Annotated in this window: 21 protein-coding genes; 7 read left to right on the plus strand and 14 right to left on the minus strand. The window is 64.8% G+C overall.

What is annotated here, in order from left to right; all coding sequences use genetic code 11:
• On the plus strand, positions 1-804 hold an 804-nt coding region (locus tag ASE39_RS20360; protein ID WP_057272339.1), incomplete at its 5' end, for an isocitrate/isopropylmalate family dehydrogenase.
• A gap of 95 nt (positions 805-899) precedes the next feature.
• Entirely contained in the window at positions 900-2,369 is a 1,470-nt protein-coding gene (locus tag ASE39_RS20365) for an NAD-dependent succinate-semialdehyde dehydrogenase (RefSeq protein ID WP_057272340.1), read from the plus strand.
• A 28-nt stretch (positions 2,370-2,397) separates the two neighbouring features.
• Here the strand turns inward: ASE39_RS20365 and ASE39_RS20370 are convergent, their stop codons facing one another.
• From ASE39_RS20370 to ASE39_RS20420, 11 genes are all read right to left on the minus strand, one after another.
• Entirely contained in the window at positions 2,398-4,158 is a 1,761-nt protein-coding gene (locus tag ASE39_RS20370; protein WP_057272522.1) for a phosphoethanolamine--lipid A transferase, read from the minus strand.
• A gap of 130 nt (positions 4,159-4,288) precedes the next feature.
• Positions 4,289-5,143: an S-formylglutathione hydrolase gene (gene fghA / locus ASE39_RS20375; RefSeq protein ID WP_057272341.1), complete on the minus strand. Its 855-nt coding sequence runs from the start codon at positions 5,141-5,143 to the stop codon at positions 4,289-4,291.
• Positions 5,144-5,233: 90 nt separating this feature from the next.
• Complete coding sequence (locus ASE39_RS20380) at positions 5,234-6,349, minus strand: S-(hydroxymethyl)glutathione dehydrogenase/class III alcohol dehydrogenase (RefSeq protein WP_057223006.1); 1,116 nt, start codon at positions 6,347-6,349, stop codon at positions 5,234-5,236.
• A gap of 40 nt (positions 6,350-6,389) precedes the next feature.
• Positions 6,390-6,656 (minus strand): metal/formaldehyde-sensitive transcriptional repressor, encoded by a 267-nt coding sequence (locus ASE39_RS20385; RefSeq protein WP_010460183.1) that lies wholly within the window; start codon positions 6,654-6,656, stop codon positions 6,390-6,392.
• A 275-nt stretch (positions 6,657-6,931) separates the two neighbouring features.
• Complete coding sequence (locus ASE39_RS20390; RefSeq protein WP_010460185.1) at positions 6,932-8,242, minus strand: citrate synthase; 1,311 nt, start codon at positions 8,240-8,242, stop codon at positions 6,932-6,934.
• A gap of 65 nt (positions 8,243-8,307) precedes the next feature.
• On the minus strand, positions 8,308-8,634 hold the full coding sequence (locus ASE39_RS20395) for a succinate dehydrogenase assembly factor 2 (protein WP_057272342.1): 327 nt from the start codon (positions 8,632-8,634) through the stop codon (positions 8,308-8,310).
• 31 nt (positions 8,635-8,665) lie between these two features.
• The gene (locus tag ASE39_RS20400) at positions 8,666-9,370 is read right to left on the minus strand and encodes a succinate dehydrogenase iron-sulfur subunit (RefSeq protein ID WP_010460189.1); all 705 of its coding nucleotides are present in this window, start codon (positions 9,368-9,370) and stop codon (positions 8,666-8,668) included.
• Positions 9,371-9,395: 25 nt separating this feature from the next.
• Positions 9,396-11,204, minus strand: a complete 1,809-nt coding sequence (sdhA, locus tag ASE39_RS20405; RefSeq protein ID WP_010460190.1) for a succinate dehydrogenase flavoprotein subunit — start codon at positions 11,202-11,204, stop codon at positions 9,396-9,398.
• A 25-nt stretch (positions 11,205-11,229) separates the two neighbouring features.
• A complete protein-coding gene (sdhD, locus tag ASE39_RS20410; RefSeq protein ID WP_010460192.1) occupies positions 11,230-11,595 on the minus strand; it encodes a succinate dehydrogenase, hydrophobic membrane anchor protein in 366 nt (121 codons plus the stop codon).
• A gap of 63 nt (positions 11,596-11,658) precedes the next feature.
• A complete protein-coding gene (sdhC, locus tag ASE39_RS20415; RefSeq protein ID WP_010460194.1) occupies positions 11,659-12,093 on the minus strand; it encodes a succinate dehydrogenase, cytochrome b556 subunit in 435 nt (144 codons plus the stop codon).
• A gap of 133 nt (positions 12,094-12,226) precedes the next feature.
• Positions 12,227-13,015 carry a GntR family transcriptional regulator gene (locus ASE39_RS20420; protein WP_010460196.1) on the minus strand — a complete coding sequence of 263 codons (789 nt, stop codon included), beginning with the start codon at positions 13,013-13,015 and terminating at the stop codon, positions 12,227-12,229.
• A 215-nt stretch (positions 13,016-13,230) separates the two neighbouring features.
• Between ASE39_RS20420 and ASE39_RS20425 the strand changes: the two genes are divergently transcribed.
• The 5 genes from ASE39_RS20425 to ASE39_RS20445 all read left to right on the plus strand — a co-directional run bounded on the left by ASE39_RS20425 (position 13,231) and on the right by ASE39_RS20445 (position 21,430).
• The gene (locus tag ASE39_RS20425; protein ID WP_010460198.1) at positions 13,231-14,217 is read left to right on the plus strand and encodes a malate dehydrogenase; all 987 of its coding nucleotides are present in this window, start codon (positions 13,231-13,233) and stop codon (positions 14,215-14,217) included.
• Positions 14,218-14,231: 14 nt separating this feature from the next.
• Entirely contained in the window at positions 14,232-15,299 is a 1,068-nt protein-coding gene (locus tag ASE39_RS20430; RefSeq protein WP_242421513.1) for an aldolase/citrate lyase family protein, read from the plus strand.
• Between the two features lie 32 nt (positions 15,300-15,331).
• Positions 15,332-15,961: a hypothetical protein gene (locus tag ASE39_RS20435; protein WP_010460202.1), complete on the plus strand. Its 630-nt coding sequence runs from the start codon at positions 15,332-15,334 to the stop codon at positions 15,959-15,961.
• 127 nt (positions 15,962-16,088) lie between these two features.
• A complete protein-coding gene (gene acnB, locus ASE39_RS20440) occupies positions 16,089-18,674 on the plus strand; it encodes a bifunctional aconitate hydratase 2/2-methylisocitrate dehydratase (RefSeq protein ID WP_010460204.1) in 2,586 nt (861 codons plus the stop codon).
• Between the two features lie 191 nt (positions 18,675-18,865).
• Complete coding sequence (locus ASE39_RS20445; RefSeq protein ID WP_057272344.1) at positions 18,866-21,430, plus strand: ankyrin repeat domain-containing protein; 2,565 nt, start codon at positions 18,866-18,868, stop codon at positions 21,428-21,430.
• Between the two features lie 166 nt (positions 21,431-21,596).
• On the opposite strand, the gene ASE39_RS20450 is transcribed toward ASE39_RS20445, so the two are convergent.
• From ASE39_RS20450 to ASE39_RS20460, 3 genes are read right to left on the minus strand one after another with little or no spacing between them, the layout of a single operon-like run.
• Positions 21,597-22,154 carry a response regulator transcription factor gene (locus ASE39_RS20450; protein WP_057272345.1) on the minus strand — a complete coding sequence of 186 codons (558 nt, stop codon included), beginning with the start codon at positions 22,152-22,154 and terminating at the stop codon, positions 21,597-21,599.
• 4 nt (positions 22,155-22,158) lie between these two features.
• Positions 22,159-23,487, minus strand: coding sequence for an ATP-binding protein (locus ASE39_RS20455; RefSeq protein WP_057272346.1), 1,329 nt, complete (start codon positions 23,485-23,487; stop codon positions 22,159-22,161).
• Positions 23,468-24,286 (minus strand): SURF1 family protein, encoded by an 819-nt coding sequence (locus ASE39_RS20460; RefSeq protein ID WP_010460210.1) that lies wholly within the window; start codon positions 24,284-24,286, stop codon positions 23,468-23,470. The genes ASE39_RS20455 and ASE39_RS20460 overlap by 20 nt, the downstream gene beginning before the upstream one ends.
• Between the last annotated feature and the right edge of the window lie 5 nt (positions 24,287-24,291).

Here is a 24,291-nt window from a genome sequence, read left to right on the forward strand (position 1 = left end):
TTCCGCCGCGAGTTCGACCAGTACATCAACCTGCGCCCCGTGCGCCTGTTCGAGGGCGTGCCCTGCCCCCTGGCCGGCCGCAAGCCCGGTGACATCGACTACTACGTGGTGCGCGAGAACACCGAGGGCGAGTACACGTCCATGGGCGGCATCATGTACGAGGGCACCGACCGCGAGATCGTGATCCAGGAATCGGTCTACTCCCGCCACGGGGCCAACCGCCTCTTGAAGTTCGCCTTCGACCTGGCCCAGAGCCGCCCCAAGAAACACGTCACCCTGGCCACCAAGAGCAACGGCATCGCCATCAGCATGCCCTGGTGGGATCAGAGGGCGGACGATGTGGCCCAGGACTACCCCGAGGTCACGCTGGACAAGCAGCACATCGACATCCTTACCGCTCGCTTTGTGCTCCAGCCAGGCCGCTTCGACGTGGTGGCCGCCACCAACCTGTTTGGCGACATCCTCTCCGACCTGGGCCCGGCCACCACCGGCACCATTGGCCTGGCGCCATCGGCCAACCTGAACCCCGAGCGCCACTTCCCCAGCCTGTTCGAGCCCGTGCACGGCTCGGCGCCCGACATCTACGGCAAGAACATTGCCAACCCGATTGCCATGATCTGGTCGGGGGCGCTGATGCTGGACTTCTTGACCCAGGGCCAGGGGGCGGGCAGGCAGGCGCACGATGCCATCGTGGCGGCGATTGAAGACACCCTCAAGAGCGGGCCGCGCACGCCGGACTTGGGAGGCACGGCCAGTACCACCCAGGTGGGACAGGCCATTGCACAGCGGGTGGCCAACGGCTAGGCCAGTGGTGCGCCATTGCTCCTAAAGATATAGCTACTCGCGCATGATGGATAAGCGCTAGCAGCCATTTTTGTTCAAATTTTTACCTTCCCGCCATGTCCCTGACCCTCACCCGTTCCGACTTGATCCGCAGCGCCAACTTCATCGCTGGCGAATGGACCGTGGCCACCGGCGCCCGGCTTGAAGTGACCGACCCCGCCACCGGCGACACCATCGCTTCCGTGCCCGACTCCGGCGCTGCCGAGGCGCTGGCGGCCCTGGACGCCGCGCACGCCGCATTCCCCGCGTGGCGCAAGGTGCCTGCCAAGCAGCGTGCCGCCATCATCAAGCGCTGGAACGACCTGGTGCTGACCCACCAGGACGACCTGGGCAAGCTCATCTCGCGCGAGCAGGGCAAGCCCCTGGCCGAGGGCAAGGGCGAAGTGGCCTATGCGGCCAGCTACATCGAATGGTTTGGCGAAGAGGCCACGCGCATGAACGGCGAGGTCATTCCCGCCCCGGTGCCGGGCCGCCGCATGTTTGCGCTCAAGGAGCCCGTGGGCGTGGTGGCGGCCATCACGCCCTGGAACTTTCCGGCGGCGATGATCGCGCGCAAGATCGCCCCGGCCTTGGCGGCCGGCTGCACCGTGGTGTGCAAGCCCGCTGAAGACACCCCGCTGACTTCGCTGGCCCTGGTGCTGCTGGCGCACGAGGCCGGGGTGCCGCCGGGGGTGCTCAACATCGTCACTGCCTCACGCCAGAACACGCCCGCCGTGGTGGATGTGTGGCTCGACGACAGCCGCGTGCGCAAGATCACGTTCACCGGTTCCACCCCCGTGGGCAAGCACCTGGCGCGCCGCAGTGCGGACACGCTCAAGAAGCTGTCGCTCGAACTGGGTGGCAATGCGCCCTTCATTGTGTTTGACGACGCGGATGTGGATGCGGCCGTGGACGGTTTCATGGCCGCCAAGTTCAGGAACGGCGGCCAGACCTGCGTGTGCCCCAACCGGGTGTTTGTGCAGCGCAATGTGTTCGATGCGTTTGCCACCCGGCTCACGGCCCGCGTGGCGGCGCTGAAGGTGGGCCCGGCGAGCGACCCGGCCTCCCAGATCGGCCCCATGATCAACGACCGCGCGGTGGAGAAGATCGAGCGCCATGTGAATGACGCCGTGGCCAAGGGGGCGAAGGTTCTCACGGGTGGCAAGCGCCTGGCCGAACTCGGTGCTACCTACTACGCACCCACCGTGCTCACCGGCGCGGACGCCACCATGGCCTGTGCCTGCGAAGAGACTTTTGGCCCCGTGGCACCGCTGACCGTGTTTGACGACGAGGCCGAAGTCATCGCCGCCGCCAACGACACGCCGTTTGGCCTGGCGGCCTACTTCTACAGCCAGAACGTGCGCCGCATCTGGCGCGTGGCAGACGCGCTGGAGTCCGGCATCGTGGGCATCAACGAAGGGGCGCTGGCCGCAGAGGCCGCGCCGTTTGGCGGGGTGAAGGAGTCGGGCTATGGGCGCGAAGGCTCAACGCATGGGCTGGACGACTACCTGCACACCAAATATGTCTGCCAGGGACAGCTCGATTGACGTTCATCGGGCGTTGCAGAACCGGTTTTCAAGCGGGCTGTGCAATGGGTTTTGCAACGGGCTTGGCGGCCGCTTCAGCCGCCAAGCCGCGGCACAGGGCGAGCATGTCCAGGTCGGGGTTGTAGGCGCCCGTTTTTACATCCATGAGGCCCAGCACCGAGTGAAAGTAGTGGTCATGCGTGACGCGCCGTTCGGCCAGGTCCCGCTGCAGGCAGGCCGTGGGTGCGCCTGTGCGCGCCTGCATGGCAGACGACAGCCAGGTGATCCAGGGCACGTGTTTTTGCACGTCGGGCGCAATGCTGTAGGGCAGGCCGTGCAGGTAGAGGTTGTTCTCGCCCAGTGATTCGCCGTGGTCTGCTACATAAATCATAGCTGTCTGCGCTTTATCTTCCTGCGCTGAGAGCCATTTGAGCACCGAGTCGAGGAAAAAGTCCGTCTCGAGGATGCTGTTGTCATAGGCGTTCACCACCTGCTGGCGCTCGCATTCCTGCAATGCGGTCGAGGTGCACTCGGGCAGGAATTTCTTGAGGTCCTGCGCAGAGCGTTTGGAATACGCCGGTCCGTGGCTGCCGATCTGGTGCAGCACCACCACGGTGCCGCGCTGGCGTTGTTCGGCGGGCAGTGCGGCTATGCGCGCATCCAGGTCTTTCAGCATCACGCGGTCCAGGCATTCGCCGCTGGTGGGGCACAGGGCGGGGTCTTTCAGCGTGGATGTGTTGACGTCGCCAAGGCGGTCGCACACGCCCTTGCAGCCGGACTGGTTGTCCACCCACAGCACGGCCAGGCCCGCGTGGTGCAGCACGTCGATCAGGCTCTCGAAGTTGGCGGCGCGCGCCTCGTAGCCCGTGCGGCCCAGGTGCGAGAACATGCAGGGCACGGATGCTGCGGTGCTGGTGCCGCACGACCAGGCGTTGCGGGCGCTGATGAGGTCGGCGCGGGCCGCGAGCAGCGGTGTGGTGTTGCGTTCGTAGCCGTTGATGCCGAAGTTGCCGCTGCGACCGGTTTCGCCCAGCACCAGCACCAGCAGCGGGGGCTTGGCCTGGCCTGCATAGCTGGCGCCCAGCTGCGCATCGCGCCCCAGGGGCAGCAGCTTGCTGGTGTCCATGCGCAGGGGCTTGGTGGCGATGTTGCCCAGCGCGTACACGCTGTTGAGCGGGTTGATGAGGTAGCGCAGCTTGGTGTGGTTGCGCATGGTGGAGGCGAAGTCCTGGAACACCAGCAGCAGGCACACCACGATGATGGCGATGGAGCCCGCCAGCAGCAGCCCGTTGTGCGCCGCGTGGCGCAACGGGCTCAGCCGCTGCACGCGGCGGCGCAGCAGCCACAAGAGCGGAGGCACCGCCAGCGCCAGCACGGTGGCCAGCATGCGTGCGTTGAGCAGGTCGCCTACCTCGTGCACATCGGTTTGCAGCACGTTGGTGAGCATGCTGGCGTCGATGGCCACCCCGTAGGCCAGCATGAAATACGCGCCGAACGCAGCCATCACCACCAGCACGGCGGCGGCAGGCTTGAGCGTCCAGCGCCAGGCCAGCAGGGTGAGCAGTGCGGCATTGCCCGCGGCCACGATGAGCGCAAACGCGATCGCAAAGCCCCAGCCGCGCAGGCTGCCCTGGCCGGGCAACTGCGCCACTTCGCGCCACAGCGGCACATTGCAGGCCGTGGCCAGCCAGGTGCTGATGAGCACCACCACCCAGGCGGGGTGCAGGGCGCGTGTTGCGGTGGAAGCAGGCTGGGGCGGGGCGCCCGTGGCCAGGTGGGGAAGCAGCAGGCGCTGCAGGATCAAAGGCATGGGGCGCACTGTGGCGCCCGAGGCTTAAGGCCGCATTAACATTTGCTCAGAAGTGGGGGAACTGAGGCCCCGCAGAGCCCTGCCGCCCTTGAAGGGGGCCCGATCTGCCGCTGTTGGTGGGCCAGCCTGCCTATGCCAAGGCAGCAGCGTGGTGCTGCAGGTGGTCGGCCACGAAGCTCTGCACAAAGTAGTAGCCGTGGTCGTAGCCCGCGTGGCGGCGCAGGCTGAGTGGCTGGCCGATGGCCTGGCAGGCGGCTTCGAACAGGTGCGGATGCAGTTGCTCGGCCAGAAACTTGTCGGAGAGGCCCTGGTCGATGAGGATGCCCGCAGGGTAGGGCGCGACCGGCTGGTGCTGCATGAGCACCGTGGCGTCGTGCTCGATCCATCCCGTGCGGTCTGCGCCCAGGTAGCTTGTGAAGGCTTTCTCGCCCCACGGACACTGGGTGGGCGCGCAGATGGGGGCAAAGGCCGACAGGCTCTGGAATCGGCCCGGGTGGCGCAGCGCCAGCGTGAGCGCGCCATGCCCGCCCATCGAGTGGCCGGTGATACCCAGGCGGGTGCCGTCGATGGGCAACTGGGCCGAGACCAGCGGCAGCAGCTCTTTCAGAAGGTAGCTCTCCATGCGCCAGTGGGTGCGCCACGGCGTTTGCGTGGCGTCCAGATAGAAGCCCGCGCCCACGCCGAAGTCCCAGCTGTCGGCCTCGCCCGGCGCGTTGGCCCCGCGCGGGCTGGTGTCGGGTGCGACGAGTGTGAGGCCCAGCTCGGCGGCCAGGCGCTGGGCGCCGGCCTTGACCATGAAGGTTTCTTCGGTGCAGGTCAGCCCCGCCAGGAAGAGCAGGGCGGGCACGGGACCTTGCTGCGCCTGGGGGGGCAGGAACACCGAGAACCTCATCGGCAGCCCGATCTCGGTGGAGGCGTGCTGGTAGAAGCGCTGCTCGCCGCCGAAGCAGGCGTGGCTGCTGAGGAGTTCCAGGGAGGTGGTCATGGTGGGTGCTCTGAAATGAATAGCTGTTGGCGCTTTTTGTACAAGCGCTGGAGGCTGTTTTTGCCTCAAACGTCCGTCCGCTGTGCAGGTTCAGGCAGCGTACTTGACCACGGAGCGGATGGACTTGCCTTCGTGCATCAAATCAAACGCTTCGTTGATGTCCTTGAGGCCCATGGTGTGGGTCACGAAGGGCTCCAACTGGATCTTGCCCGCCATCGCGTCTTCGACCATTCCGGGCAGCTCGCTGCGGCCCTTGACGCCGCCAAACGCCGTGCCCAGCCACTTGCGGCCGGTGACGAGCTGGAAGGGGCGGGTGCTGATCTCTTGCCCCGCCCCGGCCACGCCGATGATGACCGACTGGCCCCAGCCGCGGTGCGCGCATTCCAGCGCCGCGCGCATCACGTTGACGTTGCCGATGCACTCAAAGCTGTGGTCCACGCCCCAGGTGGTCATCTCGACGATGACCTGCTGGATCGGCTTGTCGAAGTCCTTCGGGTTCACGCAGTCGGTGGCGCCAAAGGTGCGGGCCAGGTCGAACTTGGAGGGGTTGGTGTCCACGGCGATGATGCGGCCCGCCTTGGCCAGCTTGGCACCCTGGATCACGGCCAGACCAATGCCGCCGAGGCCAAACACGGCCACCGTGTCGCCCTCTTGCACCTTGGCGGTGTTCTTCACCGCGCCCAGGCCCGTGGTCACGCCGCAGCCCAGCAGGCAGACCTGCTCGGGGTTGGCCTGGGGGTTGATCTTGGCGAGCGACACCTCGGCCACCACGGTGTATTCGCTGAACGTGCTGCAGCCCATGTAGTGGTAGATCGGCTGGCCGTTGTAGCTGAAGCGGGTGGTGCCGTCGGGCATCACGCCCTTGCCCTGCGTGGCGCGCACGGCCACGCACAGGTTGGTCTTGCCGCTCGTGCAGAACAGGCACTCGCCGCATTCGGCGGTGTACAGCGGGATCACGTGGTCGCCCGGCTTCACGCTGGTCACGCCTTCGCCCACTTCCACCACGATGCCTGCGCCTTCATGGCCCAGCACCACGGGGAACAGGCCTTCGGGGTCGTCACCGCTGAGCGTGAAGGCGTCGGTGTGGCACACACCGGTGTCGGTGATCTTGATGAGCACTTCGCCTTTCTTGGGGGGGGCCACGTCGATTTCGACGATCTGCAGGGGTTCTCCGGCTTTGAAGGCGACGGCGGCGCGGGATTTCATGGGGTGGTCCTTTCAGTCAATCGGTAGGGGGGTGGGCTGTCTATTTGAGGTACGAGCGCAGTAGCGACAGTGTTTCGTCCACGGCCTGCTGCGATGGCGCAGGCTTTTCCGCCAGGATCTCGCGCACGTGGCTGTCCAGCAGGTCGGCCATCAGCCCGTGCACGGCGCCGCGCATGGCAGCGAGCTGCTGCAGGATGGGGGCGCATTCGCTGCCGGCTTCCACGGCACGCTCCAGTGCCTCGGCCTGGCCTTTGATGCGGCGCAGGCGGGTGACGGCGCGTTGCTTGTCTTCAGCGGTGTGGGGCATGGGGAACAGGGGCGTCAGGCTGGCGCGCGGCGCTTGCTGTCTGCGGGTGTTGAATGTACTGGGGTGTAGTATAGGTCTATGGCGCTTATAGATAAAGCGCTAGTGGCCATAAATTCCTATTTACTAGGGGGTAGTATGGGTTGGTCTGTTCCTTGAGACTGACTCCCAGGGGCATGCAAAATTGCCCACTGCGAGCCGATTCGCCATGAAAAAAGCCCGCAGGCACTGCCTGCGGGCTTTGTGGGTGCGGCGGACGGCGCGGGGCGCCGTGCCGATCAGCGCTTGGCCAGTGGCGGCACGTCGCGGCGCTCGGAGCCGGTGAACAGCTGGCGTGGGCGGCCGATCTTGTACTCGGGGTCGCCGATCATTTCGTTGAGCTGGGCGATCCAGCCCACGGTGCGGGCCAGGCTGAAGATGCCGGTGAACAGGTTCACAGGGATGCCGATAGCGCGCTGCACGATGCCGGAGTAGAAGTCCACGTTCGGGTAGAGCTTGCGCTGCACGAAGTAGTCGTCTTCCAGGGCGATCTTTTCCAGTTCCTTGGCCAGCTTGAACAGGGGGTCGTTTTCCAGGCCCAGTTCGGCCAGCACTTCATTGCAAGTCTCTTGCATGAGCTTGGCGCGCGGGTCGTAGTTCTTGTACACGCGGTGGCCAAAGCCCATGAGCTTGACGCCGGAGTTCTTGTCCTTGACCTGCTTGATGAAGTCGCCGATCTTTTCCACGCCGCCTTGGGCCTGGATGTCGTACAGCATGTTCAGGGCAGCTTCGTTGGCGCCACCGTGGGCGGGGCCCCACAGGCAGGCCACGCCAGCTGCGATGGCGGCAAACGGGTTGGTGCCCGACGAGCCGCACAGGCGCACGGTGGAAGTCGAGGCGTTCTGCTCGTGGTCTGCGTGCAGGATGAAGATGCGGTCCAGCGCGCGTTCCAGCACGGGGTTGACCTTGTACTCTTCGCAGGGCGTGCCGAACATCATGCGCAGGAAGTTGCCGGCGTAGGACAGGTTGTTCTGCGGGTACATGTAGGGCTGGCCCACACCGTACTTGTACGCCATGGCCACCAGGGTGGGCATCTTGGCGATCAGGCGGATGGCTGCGATCTCGCGGTGCTGCGGATTGTTGATGTCCGTGCTGTCGTGGTAGAAGGCCGACAGGGCGCCGACCAGGCCGGTCAGCACCGCCATCGGGTGCGCGTCACGGCGGAAGCCACGCAAGAAGAACTGCATCTGCTCGTTGACCATGGTGTGGTTGGTCACGCGGCTGGTGAAGTCGGTCTTCTGCGCTTCGTTGGGCAGGTCACCGTACAGCAGCAGGTGGCAGGTTTCCAGGAAGTCGCAGTTCTGGGCCAACTGCTCAATGGGGTAGCCGCGGTACAGCAGTTCGCCCTTGTCGCCATCGATGTAGGTGATGGCCGATTGGGTCGCTGCCGTCGACAGGAAGCCCGGGTCGTAGGTGAACATGCCCGTCTGCGCATACAGCTTGCGGATGTCGATGACGTCCGGGCCGATGGTGCCCTGGTAGACCGGCAGGTCCACGCTGGGGCCGCCGTTACTGAACGACAGGGTGGCTTTGTTGTCAGCTAGCTTCATTGTTACTTTCCTTGGGTGGGTTGCCGATGATGATCCGGTCTTGGGGCATGCAGACGGGGGGGGTATCAGGCGTGAACCGCCAGAGCACCGCCACTTTGTCGGAGCATGCCAAGCACTTCGCGCGCTTCTTCCGTGTCTTGCTCGCCTGCGGGCTCACACCGCCGCAGCAGCAGGTCCAGCAGGTCGTTGTCCGCCAGGTCCATGAGCTCGCGCATGCCCTGCGCATGGCGCTGGGTCAGCATGGGCTCGTAGCGGGCGAAGAACTGTTCGATGAACAGATCGTTCTCCAGCAGGCCGCGCCGGCAGCGCCAGTGCAGCTTGCTCAATTCACGCTCGTCCAGCAGCGGCGAGGCTGCTGCTGGGGCAAGGGATATGGTGGAAAGGTTTTCCATGGCTGGCCTGGCGTTGCGGTGCAGATCGGGGTCAGACGGCGCGGCGCACCATCAGTTCCTTGATCTTGCCGATGGCCTTGGTGGGGTTCAGGCCCTTGGGGCACACGTCCACACAGTTCATGATGGTGTGGCAGCGGAACAGGCGGTACGGGTCTTCCAGATTGTCCAGGCGCTGGGCCGTGGCGTCATCGCGGCTGTCGGCGATGAAGCGGTAGGCCTGCAGCAGGCCGGCAGGGCCCACGAACTTGTCAGGGTTCCACCAGAAGCTGGGGCAGCTCGTGGAGCAGCTGGCGCACAGAATGCACTCGTACAGGCCGTTGAGCTCGTCGCGCTCTTCGGGGGACTGCAGGCGTTCGCGGTCCGGGGCCAGTTCTTCGTTGATCAGGTAGGGCTTGATCGAGTTGTACTGCTTGAAGAACTGCGTCATGTCCACGATCAGGTCGCGGATGACTGGCAGGCCGGGCAGGGGCTTCAGAACAATGGTGCCCTTCAGGGTGTTCATGTTCGTCAGGCAGGCCAGACCGTTCTTGCCGTTGATGTTCATGGCGTCCGAGCCGCAGACGCCTTCGCGGCACGAGCGGCGGAACGACAGCGTGGGGTCTTGTTCCTTGAGCTTGACCAGTGCGTCCAGCAGCATGCGCTCATGGCCGTCGAGTTCGATCTCGATGGTCTGCATGTAGGGCTTTGCGTCCTTGTCCGGGTCGTAGCGGTAGATTTGGAATGTGCGTTTTTGCATGGTTCTTCTCTCGTGGGGCTACTGTTTAGAACGTACGGACCTTGGGGGGCACGCTGTCCACCGTCAGGGGCTTGAGGTTGACCGGCTTGTAATCGAGGCGGCTGCCTTCGCTGTACCACAGGGTGTGCTTCATCCACTCCTTGTCATTGCGGCCCAGCGGGAACTCTGCATGGTCTGCAGGGTGCTCGTAGTCATACACGGTGTGGGCGCCACGGCATTCCTTGCGGGCAGCGGCCGAGACCATGGTGGCCTGCGCCACTTCGATCAGGTTGTCCACTTCCAGTGCTTCGATGCGGGCGGTGTTGAACACCTTGGACTTGTCCTTCAGGGTCACGCTGCCCACGCGGCTGCGGATCTCGGCGATCTTCTGCACGCCTTCGTCCATGCTGACCTGGGTGCGGAACACGCCAGCGTGCTGCTGCATGGTGGCGCGGATGTCGCCCGCCAGGTTCTGCGCGTAGATGCCTTCGTTCGACTTGTCGAGCTGGTTCAGGCGCTCCAGGGTGCGGTCGGCCGCATCCTTGGGCAGGGGCTTGTGTTCCTTGTTCTTGTTGTTGAACTCGACGATGTGGCGGCCAGCGGCCTTGCCAAACACCAGCAGGTCCAGCAGCGAGTTGGTGCCCAGGCGGTTGGCACCGTGCACCGACACGCAGGCGCATTCGCCCACCGCGTACAGGCCGTTCACCACGGAGTTGTTGATGCCATTGGCCTGCGTCACCACCTGGCCATTGATGTTGGTCGGCACGCCGCCCATCTGGTAGTGGATGGTGGGCACGACGGGGATCGGTTCCTTGGTGATGTCCACATTGGCGAAGTTGACGCCAATCTCGTACACCGACGGCAGGCGCTTGTGGATGGTGTCCGCGCCCAGGTGGTCGAGCTTGAGCAGCACGTAGTCCTTGTTGGGACCGCAGCCACGGCCTTCCTTGATTTCCTGGTCCATCGAGCGGGACACGAAGTCGCGCGGGGCCAGGTCCTTCAGGGTGGGCGCGTAGCGCTCCATGAAGCGCTCGCCATTGCTGTTGAGCAGGATGGCGCCTTCGCCACGGCAGCCTTCGGTCAACAGCACGCCAGCGCCGGCCACGCCGGTGGGGTGGAACTGCCAGAATTCCATGTCCTGCAGCGCGATGCCAGCACGTGCCGCCATGCCCAGGCCGTCACCGGTGTTGATGAAGGCGTTGGTCGATGCCGCAAAGATGCGGCCCGCACCGCCGGTGGCCAGCAGCACGGTCTTGGCTTCCAGGATGTACAGGTCGCCAGTTTCCATTTCCAGGGCGGTCACGCCCACCACGTCGCCGTCGGCGTCGCGGATCAGGTCCAGGGCCATCCATTCGACGAAGAAATTCGTCTTGGCCTTCACGTTCTGCTGGTACAGGGTGTGCAGCATGGCGTGGCCGGTGCGGTCAGCGGCGGCGCAAGCGCGTTGCACGGGCTTTTCGCCGTAATTGGCCGTGTGGCCGCCAAAGGGGCGCTGGTAGATGGTGCCGTCGGGGTTGCGGTCGAACGGCATGCCGAAGTGTTCCAGCTCATACACGACCTTGGGGGCTTCGCGGCACATGAACTCGATGGCGTCCTGGTCGCCCAGCCAGTCGGAGCCCTTGATGGTGTCGTAGAAGTGGTAGTGCCAGTTGTCCTCGGACATGTTGCCCAGGGATGCGCTCACGCCGCCCTGTGCCGCCACGGTGTGCGAACGGGTGGGGAACACCTTGGACAGCGAGGCCACGTTCAGGCCTGCGCGGGAGAGTTCAAGCGCGGCACGCATGCCGGAGCCGCCTGCGCCGACGATGACGACGTCGAACTTGCGCTTGGTGATGTTAGCGTTGGTGTAGCTCATTATTTTTTGCCTTCAGTCGTGGGATTCAGAGACGCCACAGAACCTGGATACCCCAGCCAGCACAGCCGACCAGCCAGACGATGCTGAACACCTGCAGCGCCAGGCGCAGGCCCACGGGCTTGATGTAGTCCATCAAGACTTCACGCAGGCCGATCCAGGCGTGCCAGGCCAGCGCAATGATCACGGAGAAGGTCAGCACCTTCATCCACTGGGCCGAGAAGATGCCGGCCCATTTGTCGTAGCCGATGGGGCCCTTGGAAAAAATGACCTGGGCCAGCAGGGCCAGGGTAAACAGGGCCATCAGGATGGCCGTGACGCGCTGGCTGAGCCAGTCGCGCAGGCCATAGTGGGCGCCGACGACGACGCGCTTGGAACCGTAATTGACGGACATGGGAATTTCCTCTCGTTCTTCGGTGGGCACTGCTTGGCAGCAGCCACCGTTTTTATGGGTTGATCAGTACAGGCCGAAGAGCTTGGCGCCGAGCACCAGGGCCAGCGTGATGCTGATCGCGAGCACCGCCAGGGCCGAGGTCTTGCCGAATTCCTTGTTCACTGCGCTGTGGCTCACATCCATCCACAAGTGGCGCAGGCCGGCGGTGAAGTGGTGCAGGTAGGACCAGATCAATGCCAGTGCCACCAGCTTGATGAACCAGCCGGGCACGAAGCCGATGCCGATATTGAAGGCCGCCGTGAACCTGGCGAACGAGATTTCGGACGACACCGACGTGTCGAACATCCAGATGATGAAAGGCAGCAGCAGGAACATGATCAGCCCGCTGCCGCGGTGCAGGATCGAAACCCACGCTGCAGGCGTCATGCGGTAGGTGGTCAGGTCCTTGAAGGCATTGATGTTGCGGAATTCAGGCCGTTTTTTGGCGAGTTCTGTCATGTTGTGTGCTTTCGTGGATGTAACTGCTTTGTAATTTGAAGATGCAAAGAACGCAAAATTCTATTGCAACGCAACAAGAAGAGTTTGCTCTAGCCCCAATGTTCTACGTTTCCGCTCGGTTGCCAGCGTGGTGTCAGCTCAATTCGTTACGGTAGTGGTGGGTGTCGGTCAGGTACAGGCCGCGCCGTAACTCCATCGGAACGTCGTTGTAGGTGTAGGCAATGCGCTCCACGCTCAGCAGCGGCGTGGCCTGTGGGATCTGCAGCATGGCCGCCTGTTCGGCGTCAGGCAGCACGGCGCGTATTTTCTCCTCGGCGCGTACCATGCGCACGCCGAAATCGAGCTCGAACATGGCGTACGTGGGGCCCTGGTAGTTCGCCAGTTGGTCTGCCGTCAGCCCTTTGAAAGCCTGGCCGGGCAGCCAGATGTCTTCCAGGATGGTGGGTACGCCCGCAAACGATAGAACCCGCCGTGCCTGGACCACCGGGTCGGCACTGCGCAGCGCCAGCGCACGCGCCACGTCGGCGCTGGCACGCATGCGCCGGCAGTCGATCACCTGGCGCTGTGCGGGGCCCTCCACGCGGACGTCGCCGGTGTCGGGCATGAGCTTGAGGAAGCGGTACTGCACATGCTGCTCGGCATGGGTGGCCACGAAGGTCCCCTTGCCCTGGCGCCGCATCACGAGGTTTTCGGCCGCCAGCTCGTCGATGGCCTTGCGCACCGTGCCCTGGCTCACCCGAAAGCGGGCGGCCAGCTCCATCTCGCTGGGGATCGATTCACCGGGTTTCCATTCACCCTGCTGCAGGCTCTGCAGGATGAGCCCCTTGATTTGCTGGTACAGCGGGCTGAACGCGGGCGTGGCAGAGCCTGCGCCCGCCGAAGGCTGCGCAGGGTTGTCGGCGTTGAGCGGAAGCGAGGACATGGCGATCGGGAGAAGGGCGGGCCGCGCACAAGGTGATGTGCGGGCTGTGTCAGGGTGTCAATCATATCTTATATAAGACATAAGACAAATTGACCGAGGTGCTCAATCAGCGGTACACTCCAAGGCTGTTTTGCGGGGCACGGGCTGCTGGTAACAGGCGCTGGTGCTTGCGTTGCACTCACACCTGTTTTCCTCACTTCCCTGGAGTTTTCACCATGAGCAAGAAGCCTGTTCGCGTCGCCGTCACCGGTGCCGCTGGTCAAATCGGTTACGCCCTGCTGTTCCGCATCGCCTCCGGCGAAATGCTCGGCAAGGACCAGCCCGTCATCCTGCAATTGCTCGAAGTGCCGGTTGAAGGCCCCCAGAAAGCGCTCAAGGGCGTGATGATGGAGCTGGACGACTGTGCATTCCCCCTGCTCGTTGGCATGGAAGCCCACAGCGACCCCATGACCGCGTTCAAGGATGCCGACTATGCCCTGCTGGTGGGTTCGCGCCCCCGTGGCCCCGGCATGGAACGCGCCGAGCTGCTGGCCGTCAACGGCGCCATCTTCACGGCACAAGGCAAGGCACTGAACGCCGTTGCCTCGCGCAACGTGAAGGTGCTGGTGGTGGGCAACCCTGCCAACACCAATGCCTACATCGCCATGAAGTCGGCACCTGACCTGCCACGCAAGAACTTCACCGCCATGCTGCGCCTGGACCACAACCGCGCTGCCAGCCAAGTCGCTGCCAAGACCGGCAAGGCCGTGGCCGACATCGAAAAGTTGACCGTCTGGGGCAACCACTCGCCCACGATGTACGCCGACTACCGCTTCGCCACCATCAACGGCGAAAGCGTCGCCAAGATGATCAACGACCAGGAATGGAACGCCAACACCTTCCTGCCCACCGTGGGCAAGCGCGGTGCCGCCATCATCGAAGCCCGTGGCCTGTCTTCGGCTGCCTCGGCTGCTAACGCCGCCATCGACCACATGCGCGACTGGGCCCTGGGCACCAACGGCAAGTGGGTCACCATGGGCATACCATCGGACGGCCAGTACGGCATTCCGAAGGACACCATGTTCGGTTTCCCCGTCACCTGCGAAAACGGCGAATACAAGATCGTTGAAGGTCTGGAAATCGACGCTTTCTCGCAAGAGCGCATCAACATCACGCTGGCTGAGCTGCAAGGCGAGCAAGACGGCGTCAAGCACCTGCTGTAAGCCAGGTGAGCGCAATGCAGCCGACGCTACAGGCATCGGGCCTTCGGGCCGCCCGGGTCCCCGCGCAGGGGCAGGGCGCTGCGCCACCCCATCCCCGCGATGTGCTGCTGGGCGCCCAGGCGCAGACAGGCTTTCTGCCGGTCTGTGACCACTACAGCGGCGTGGAAGCGCGCATGCGCAAGAGCCTGCAACTGCAGGCCGAAATGATGCAGGAGTTCGGTACCTGCGTCTTTGATGTCACCCTCGATTGTGAAGACGGCGCTCCCGTCGGGCTGGAGTCCGACCACGCGCGGCTGGTTGCCAATCTGGCGCTGGGGGCTGCACCGGGCGCCCGAGTGGCCGCACGGGTCCACGCGGTGGACCACCCGGCTTTTGCCAATGATGTCGCCACGATAGCGGGCGAAGCGGGTCACAGGCTCAGCCACCTCATGGTGCCCAAGGTGGAGTCGGTGGACGATGTGCTGCAGGTGGAACGCGCGCTGGAGCAAGCATCAGCGGGCCAGGTGCCGATCCACGTCCTCATCGAATCTCCTGCGGCGGTGCACCGTGCTTTCGAGATTGCCGCCCACCCCCGTGTACAGAGCCTGAGTTTTGGCCTCATGGACTTTGTGTCGGCCCATGGTGGCGCCATCCCTGCGCAGGGCATGACTTCGGCGGGACAGTTTTCGCACCCGCTGGTGGTGCGTGCCAAGCTGGAGATTGCTGCCGCCTGCCATGCCCACGGCAAGGTGCCATCGCACTGTGTGGTGACGGAATTTGCCGATACGGCGGCCATGCAAGGCGCTGCCAGCCGGGCCGCGCGCGAGCTGGGCTACACCCGGATGTGGAGCATCCACCCCGCACAGATCCGACCCATCCTGCAGGCGTTTGCGCCCCAGCAGGATGACATTGAAATTGCTTCAAAAATAATAGCTTTTGCCGCTGATTCTGATTGGGCTCCCATCAGTTTTGAGGGCACTTTGCATGACCGTGCCAGTTATCGCTTTTACTGGCAGGTGCTGGAGCGCGCCCACCGTACCGGGCGCGCACTTCCTCTCGCCGTCCGCCATTGGTTTGGCGCGTCGGCCTCCGTTCCGTTGTGAACATTCCTGAACTCTTCCACGCTGGACCTTCCATGAAATCTTTTATCGCCTCTGCCCTGATGCTGCTGGCTCCGGCCCTTGCCATGGCGCAAACCCCCGCCAAGACCGAGCCCAAGGCAGAGACCAAGGCCGCTGCAAAACCTGCGGCGAAGTCCGCCCCAAAGGCTGAAGCGAAGTCTGCCAAGACGGCGGACAAGGCCTCTGCCACCAAAAAATCCACCGAGGCCAAAACGGAAGGCACCAGCAGCCGCACCCAGCTCAAGAGCGCAACCAACCAGGTGGCAGCCGGCATCATCGCCGCAGAGGCTGCTCTTTCGCCTGCTGAGCTGGCCATCGCCGAACGCGTGCATGTGGGCCGCATCCCCTGTGAGCTGGGGGCCTTCGTCACTGTCACGGCCGAGCCCGCAAGCCCCGGTCACTTCCATGTGGAAGGCAAGGGCTTCAAGTATTTCATGGCCCCGGTGACCACCACCACGGGCACGGTGCGCCTGGAGGACCAGAAGGGCGGCGCGGTCTGGCTGCAGATCGCCAACAAGTCCATGTTGATGAACCAAAAGCTGGGCCAGCGCCTGGCCGACGAATGCATGAGCCCGCAGCAACTGGTGGTGGCTGAGGCCATCAAGAAGAACCCGCCTGTGAGCGTGCTGGAACCCCTGAAGTAAGCCGTCGCCTGGCGCCGCACCACCGAAGAAAAAACCGCACAACCTTTGCGCACGCAGGCGACCCGGCCGTTGAAATCGCCACCGCACTGCGCGCCGCCCCACTTTAGAACGCAACCGGAGAAAAATGATGTTGAAAGCCTACCGTGACCATGTGGCCGAGCGCGCTGCCCTCGGCATTCCACCCCTGCCGTTGAGCGCCAAGCAGACCGCGGAACTGATCGAGCTGCTCAAGAACCCGCCTGCCGGTGAAGAAGCCACGCTGGTGGACCTGATCACGCACCGCGTTCCCGCCGGTGTGGACGATGCCGCCAAGGTCAAGGCCAGCTACCTGGCTTCCGTGGCCCACGGTACCGAGGTGTGCACGCTGATTGGCCGCGAGCGCGCCACGCAGCTGCTGGGCACCATGCTGGGTGGCTACAACCTCACCCCCCTGATCGACTTGCTGGACGATGCGGCCGTGGCCTCTGTCGCCGCCGAAGCGCTCAAGAAGACGCTCCTGATGTTCGATCAGTTCCATGATGTCAAGGAAAAGGCCGACAAGGGCAACACCTTCGCCAAGTCCGTGCTGCAAAGCTGGGCCGATGCCGAGTGGTTCACCAGCCGCCCCGAAGTGCCCCAGAGCATCAAGCTCACCGTGCTCAAGGTCACCGGCGAAACCAACACCGACGACCTGTCGCCCGCCCCCGACGCCTGGAGCCGCCCCGACATCCCGCTGCATGCCTTGGCCATGCTCAAGAACAAGCGCGACGGCATCACCCCCGAAGAAGATGGCAAGCGCGGTCCCGTGAAGTTCATCGAAGACCTGCGTGCCAAGGGCAATCTCGTGGCCTATGTGGGTGACGTGGTTGGTACGGGTTCGAGCCGCAAGTCCGCCACCAACAGTGTGCTGTGGTTCACGGGCGAAGACATCCCGTTCGTGCCTAACAAGCGCTTCGGCGGCGTGTGCCTGGGCAGCAAGATCGCCCCCATCTTTTACAACACCATGGAAGACGCCGGCGCACTGCCCATCGAGCTCGACGTGAGCCAGATGAACATGGGCGACGAGATCGAACTGCTGCCCTACGCTGGCAAGGCGCTCAAGGATGGCAACGTCATCGCCGAATTCGAAGTCAAGAGCGAAGTGCTGTTTGACGAAGTGCGCGCTGGCGGCCGCATTCCGCTGATCATTGGCCGTGGCTTGACCACCAAGGCCCGCGAGGCCCTGGGCCTGCCTCCTTCGACGCTGTTCCGCCTGCCGCAAGTGCCTGCCGCCACTGGCAAGGGCTTCACCCTGGCGCAGAAGATGGTCGGCCGCGCCTGCGGCCTGCCCGAAGGCCTGGGCGTGGTGCCCGGCACGTACTGCGAACCACGCATGACCTCGGTCGGCTCGCAGGACACCACCGGCCCCATGACCCGCGACGAACTGAAGGACCTGGCCTGCCTGGGCTTCAGCTCCGACCTAGTGATGCAGTCCTTCTGCCACACGGCCGCCTACCCCAAGCCCGTGGACGTGAAGATGCACCACGAGCTGCCCGACTTCATCAGCACGCGCGGCGGCATCTCGCTCAAGCCCGGCGACGGCATCATCCACAGCTGGCTCAACCGCATGCTGTTGCCCGACACCGTGGGCACCGGCGGCGACTCGCACACCCGCTTCCCCATTGGCATCAGCTTCCCCGCCGGCTCCGGCCTGGTGGCGTTCGCTGCCGCCACGGGCGTGATGCCCCTCGATATGCCTGAATCGGTGCTGGTGCGCTTCAAGGGCAAGATGCAGCCGGGCGTCACGCTGCGCGACCTGGTGCACGCGATCCCGCTGTACGCCATCAAGGCCGGCCACCTCACCGTGGCCAAGCAGGGCAAGAAGAACATCTTCTCGGGCCGCATCCTGGAAATCGAAGGCCTGCCGGACATGAAGGTCGAGCAGGCGTTCGAGCTGTCCGACGCATCGGCCGAGCGCTCTGCTGCCGGCTGCACCGTGCGCCTGAACAAGGAACCCGTGATCGAGTACATCAACTCGAACATCGTGCTGCTCAAGAACATGATCGCCCAGGGCTACGCCGATCCACGCACCATCGGCCGCCGCATCAAGGCCATGGAAGCCTGGCTGGCCAATCCCCAGCTGCTTGAACCCGATGACAACGCCGACTACGCTGCCATCATCGAGATCGACCTGGCCGAGATCACCGAACCCATCGTCTGCTGCCCCAACGACCCCGATGACGCCAAGACGCTGTCGGACGTGGCCGGTGCCGCGATCGACGAAGTGTTCATCGGTTCGTGCATGACCAACATCGGCCACTTCCGCGCAGCCTCCAAGCTGCTCGAAGGCAAGAAGGACATCCCCGTCAAGCTGTGGATGGCCCCGCCCACGAAGATGGACGCGCACCAGCTCACCGAAGAAGGCCACTACGGCGTGTTCGGCGCGGCCGGTGCCCGCATGGAAATGCCCGGCTGCTCGCTGTGCATGGGCAACCAGGCGCAGGTGAAGGAAGGCGCCACCGTGATGTCCACCAGCACGCGCAACTTCCCCAACCGCCTGGGCAAGAACACCAACGTCTATCTGGGCTCGGCTGAACTCTCGGCCATCTGCTCCAAGCTGGGCCGCATTCCTTCCAAGGAAGAGTACCTGGCCGACATCGGTGTCATCAACCAGAACGGCGACAAGATCTACCAATACCTGAACTTCGACAAGATCGCCGAGTTCAAGGATGTGGCGGATGGCGTGACCGCCTGATCTTTTCCGTGCGGGATTGATCAATCCAGAAAAGCGGCTCCTCGGGGCCGCTTTTTTCATGGTGTTGCACACGCGCCTCGCCGTCTGTCTTGTCACGTCTTTGCTGCGGAAATGACATTTATTTGTCATGCAAATGACATGATTGGCTCCCATGCTTTGCCCATAACAACAAAAGAAATGGAGGGACATCCATGGCAAGAGAGAACAACCCCGAAAAGGCAGACACGTTGGGCAACCGCTTGGGGATGCTGTTGTTCAGCGCGCTCTTCGCGCTGGCCTTTGGCCTGGGGGGATACTTCGCGGGGCTTCAGCCCCTGGTGCAAACACTCCGTGCGGCGCTGGAGGTGCACAGCTGGCAACCGGTGGTGGCACAGGTGCTGGGCTCCGAGCTCAAGCGCCATACGTCCAGCGATGGCACCACCTACCAGGTGCACGCCCGTTACCGCTACGAATTCGGGGGGCGGCAGTACGAAGGCACCCGGGTGGGGCTCGACCCCGAAGTCGGTGCCGACAACATCGGCGACTGGCACCAGCGCTGGCACGGGCTGCTGCAAAGCGCCCAGTCCCGTGGGCAGCCCATCACCATCATGGTCAACCCGCAGGTGCCCTCGCAGGCCCTCATCGACCCGTCCATCCGCTGGGCGCTGCAGATGTTCCGCGTGCCCTTTGCCCTGGTCTTCACCGGCGTGGGGCTGGCGGCGGCCTGGATGTTCCTGCACACCCTGCTGCGCCTGGTAAAGGGGGCGGAAGACGTGGAGGAGGGCACCTCGCCCACGCCCCAGCCAAAGGCCTCTGCCGGCACCTCGGCGGGCGCCGCCTGGTTTTTCACGCTCTTCTGGTGTGGCATCGCCTTCCCCATGGCTGGCATGCTCTGGACCAGTGGCAACGCCCCCTGGTACGCCAAGGCCTTCATTTCGATCTTCGTCATGGTTGGCCTGGGGCTGGTGGCCTTGTCGGTGCGCCAGACCCACCTGGCCTGGCGCTATGCCGGTGCGGCCCTCAGCGTGCAGCCCGCGCGGCCGCGCGCGGGGCACCCGGTCGAGGTCGCGCTGCTGCTGCCCCTGCGGGCCGCCACCCACCAACAGGAGCAAAGTCCGCAGCTGCGCCTGGCGCAGTACCGCGTGGACGAGTCAAGCTCGGGCTCGCCCGAGCGCTGCGTGGAATCCTTCACAGAGTCGGCGCGCTTGCAGCCCACGGCCGATGGGGGGCTGCGGCTGGTGGCACGTTTCGATGTTCCTGCCGATGCTCCCCCGCACGGCGCGCAACGCTCGGGCGAGCGCGTGGACTGGCGCCTGGAGCTGCTGCACAGCCCCGGCGGCACGGCGGAGCTGACCTATGACTTGCCTGTCCAGGCCGCACCACAGACTTTTGCCAGCGAACTGCCCGATCGCTTTGACCGGCGCGCTGCCTGGAAGCTGGTGACGCCGATTGCACCCCTCAGCGAGCACGGGGAGGAAAGCGAAGACTCGTTGCCTCTGCCTCCTTCTGTCACGCTGCAGGAAACGCCCCACGCCTGGCACTACGCATTCAGCCAGACCGGCTGGCGCTGGGCCGCTGGCCTGGTGCTCGCTGGGCTGGCGCTGGAGGCCGCCATCAACGGCCGCCTGGGTATCCATGGGCTGGTACTGCCGCGCTCCTTCATGGCGGCTACGGCGTGGTGGGTCTTGGTGGCCTTTGCCCTGCATGCCGCCACACGCCGCTGGGCGCTGTCCGTGCAGGACAACGGCATCACTGTGCACCGGCACTCCTGGCTGTGGACCCGCACCCAGACGTTGCCGGGCCAGGCCAGCCAAAGTTTGGTGCACAAGCTGCTGTACGCGACCGGCAGTGGTGCCAGCGAGCACCCTTATTCCGCGGTGTATGCACGCGGAGCCGACGGCACTCTTGTGCGGATCACGCCCGGCCTCAGTGGTGGCGGTGCCGCCACCGCCGTGGGCCAATCCATCGCCCAAGCCTGGGCGCACCGCCGGGTCCATTTCAGCCCCGGGGCACAACGGCGCGTGCGGACTGGGCGGTCGCGCCCGGCTTGGGGTGCACTGCTGCTGGCCGCTGTGCTCGCCGGGTGGATTGGGGGGCCACCGCTTGCAGGCCTGGCACGCCCAGCACCGGCCGGGAAAGTGGCTGCGCCCGCTGCCCCAACGCCACCCACCTCTTATTCCGCTTTAGACGGCCCGCTGCTCGACGCACAGAACGCGGATGATGCCCGGGCCCTGAGCGCAGCTCTGGCCGCAGGCGCCAACCCCAACCTGCTCGCACCCAGCGGCTCGTCCCTGCTCATGCTGGCGGCTCATCGGGGGCAACTGGAGCACATCGAACTGCTGCTGCGTGCAGGCGCCCTGCCTGACCTGCGCCAGACGCAGAAAGACAGCGAGCGTGGCGACACCGCACTGTTGCGAGCCTTCTACGGCGGCCACCTCGCTGCCGCCCAGCGCCTGGTGCAGGCCGGGGCCAGCCTGGCAGCCCGCAACCGGTGGGATTGGGGGCCGGTGCACATGGCGGCGCAGAGTGGTTGTGTGCCCTGTTTGCAGTGGTTGTCCGAGCAAGGGCAGTCTCTGGACGAGCCCGCGCCCGCAAGCCGGGGCGAGACGCCGGCGATGCTGGCCGCCGCCAAAGGGCGCATCCAGGCCCTGGAGTGGCTGGAGGTGCGGGGCGTAGACCTTTGGCGCCAGGACCCTTACGGCAAGAACGCGCTGGATTGGGCGCGGTTTGGCAAGCAGCAGGACGCGGAGCGCTGGCTGGTGCAGCGCCAGCGCTGACGTGAGCGCTGGCCTCAATCAAAAGGTGGTCGGGGGAGGGCCCCAGGCGGTTGAGTGCCGCTTCTGTGGTGCTTGCTATAAATTAAATAGCAAACAATGGGGTCCTTCAAGCGCTGGCGGCCAATTTTGCTTGAAATCCTAGGACTGGCCCGGTTTCGGCAGCCGCCTAGCGGACCTGTTTTTTCTCCAGCTTGCGGGTGAGGGTGCGGCGGTGCATGCCCAGGCGCCTTGCTGCTTCCGAGAGGTTGAAACCGGTTTCGGCCAGCACTTCGTTGATGCGCTCCCATTCCAGCGTCTTGATCGAGCTGGAGCGGTTGGTCAGCTCCACCTCGGTGTTGCCCGCCTTGAGGCCAAACGCGGTCTCGATGTCGTCGGTATTGGACGGCTTGGCGAGGTAGTGGCAGGCGCCCAGTTTCACGGCCTCCACGGCGGTGGCGATGCTGGCAAATCCGGTCAGCACCACGATGAGCATGCCCTCGCTGGCGGCATGCAGCTTCTGCACGCAGGCCAGGCCCGACGCTTCCCCCTTGAGCTTGAGGTCCACCACCGCAAAGCCGGGCGTGTGCTGTGCGAGCAGGGTTTCGACCTCGGGCAGGCTGGCGGCCTGCAGCACGCGGTAGCCACGCCGTTCGAACGAACGGGCGAGCGTGCGGGCAAAGGCCTCGTCGTCTTCCACGATCAGGAGCAGGCGTTGCGCGGGTTCTTCTTCGTCGGTAGGGCTCATGGCGTCAGGCTTTGGCTTCAGGCAGTGTGATCGCCGCCAGCGGCAGCTCGATGGTCACTTCGGCGCCCCCCTCAGGACGGTTGCGCGCCGCCACGCTGCCACCCAGCGTGCGTGCCACGTTGAGCACAAGGTACAGGCCCAGCCCACCCCCGGGGCGGTTTTTGGAAGACTGGTAGGGCGTGCCCAGCTTGGCCAGCATGTCGGGGGCAAAGCCGGGCCCTGCGTCGGTCACCGTGATGCGCAGTGCATCGGCGTTGCGGGTGATGGCCAAGCGCACCCAGCCGGGCGAGGCATCGCGTGCATTGTCCAGCACATTGAAAACCATCTGCTGCAGCGTGGTGTCCGACACCATGGGCGTATCCGCGCCGAAGTCGTTGTCGTAGATGAACTGTGGCATCGACCGGGTGCTGTGCCATTCTTCGGCCAGTGCATCGACGAAGGTGCGCACGGTGGTCTGCATGGAGGCTTCGCCACGTGTCTCCCCGGCCGAAAGCAGGATGCCGCTCACGATGCTCTTGCAGCGTTGCACCTGGGCCTGCATTTCGTCGATGTCTTCCTTTAGCGCGGGGTGGGCCGCAAGCTGCTTGTCGTGCTGCCAGTCTCCCAGGATCACGGCCAGCGTGGACAGCGGCGTGCCCAGCTCGTGGGCCGCGCCCGATGCCAGCAGGCCCATGCGCACGATGTGCTCTTCTTCCACGCGGCGCCTGCGTGCTGCGGCCAGGCGCGCATCGCGTTCGCGCAGGTTCAGGTTGATGCGGGTGATGAAGACCACCACCAGCGTGGCGTTGAGCACAAAGCAGACCAGCAACCCGATGACATACAGACTCGACAGCCCCTGGTGCAGGTCTTGCGGCAGCGCGAGGGGCATGTGGTGTGTGGCCAGCACCCCAAAACACAGCAGCGTGATGATCACGATGGACCAGATGTAGGCGCCGCGCAGCAGCACAGCTCCCAGCGTGATCTGCAGCAGGTACAGAAAGACGAACGGATTGCTGGTGCCACCGCTCAGGTACAGCTGCACCGTGAGCACCGCCACATCGATCAGCAAGGCCAGAAACAGCTCAACATTGCGCACCACCACACCGGTGCGCAGCCGCAGCAGGCTCACCACGTTGAACACCGCCAGGCAGCCCACCACCAGCAGCATCTCGCGCACGGGCAGCGTGAGGTTCAGGCTGTAGTGCGCCATCTCGATGGTGAACACCTGCCCGACGACGGCAATCCAGCGCAGTTCAATCAGCTGCTGCAGGTTCTTGATGCCTGCGGCGGCGTCGGCCGAGCGCGTGTTGCGCTGCGGTAGGGCTGCAGCGGTATCAGGGCGAAGGGTGGTCATCGGAGGTGGTGGTGTGGCCGGCAAGGCCGCGCAGGCGGCGCTCGTAGCGTGCCACATACCAGCCAGCGCCGGCAACCATGAGGGCGAGGCCATACCAGGTCAGCGCATACACGAGGTGGCTGTTGTGAAAACGGACCACGGTCATGCCGGCACGGGGCCACTTTGAGTCCGGTGCCGCGCTGTCCGTCGCCGTGCCTGTGGGGCCCGGAAGGCCCGCATCCACGAAGAAGGGCGCAGCCTGGGGCAGCTTCAGTGCCTGGCCAATGGCCGCTACATCGCGCGAATACCAGCGCTGTTGCAGGGGGTCGTTGCTCCGCAGAAATCCGCCTCCTGGCTCCGTCATGCGCAGCAAGCCCTGCACCGTGGTGGATCCGGGCACCGAAGTGGGCGGGGGCGCTGCAAGCCACTGTGCGCGCTGGTCCTGGGGCACGAAACCACGGTTCACCAGCACCTGGCTTCCGTCGTCCTGCTGCAGGGGGGTCATGACCCAGAAGCCCGCTCCCAGCTCGGTCACAGCCTGGGTGAGCACGGTCTTGTCGCCCAGCCATTGGCCGTGCAGGGTGACGGGCAGGTATTCATGATCGGCGGCATTCACCCCGGGCCAGTCTTGGGAGGTGGGTGAGGGAGTCGGGGCTGCATGCACGCGCTGCTCGACGCGCTCCATCAGGGTGAGCTTCCACGTGCGGCGCTGAACCTGCCAGGTGCCCAGCGCCAGGAATCCCAGAAACAAAGCGATGCCCACCAGCGCGAGCACCGCCTGGCGCAGCCGCCGGGCCGTGGCGCCCGGGGCAGGGAGCATGCCAG

Source organism: Acidovorax sp. Root267 (genome assembly GCF_001429215.1).
Taxonomy (GTDB): domain Bacteria; phylum Pseudomonadota; class Gammaproteobacteria; order Burkholderiales; family Burkholderiaceae_C; genus Acidovorax; species Acidovorax radicis.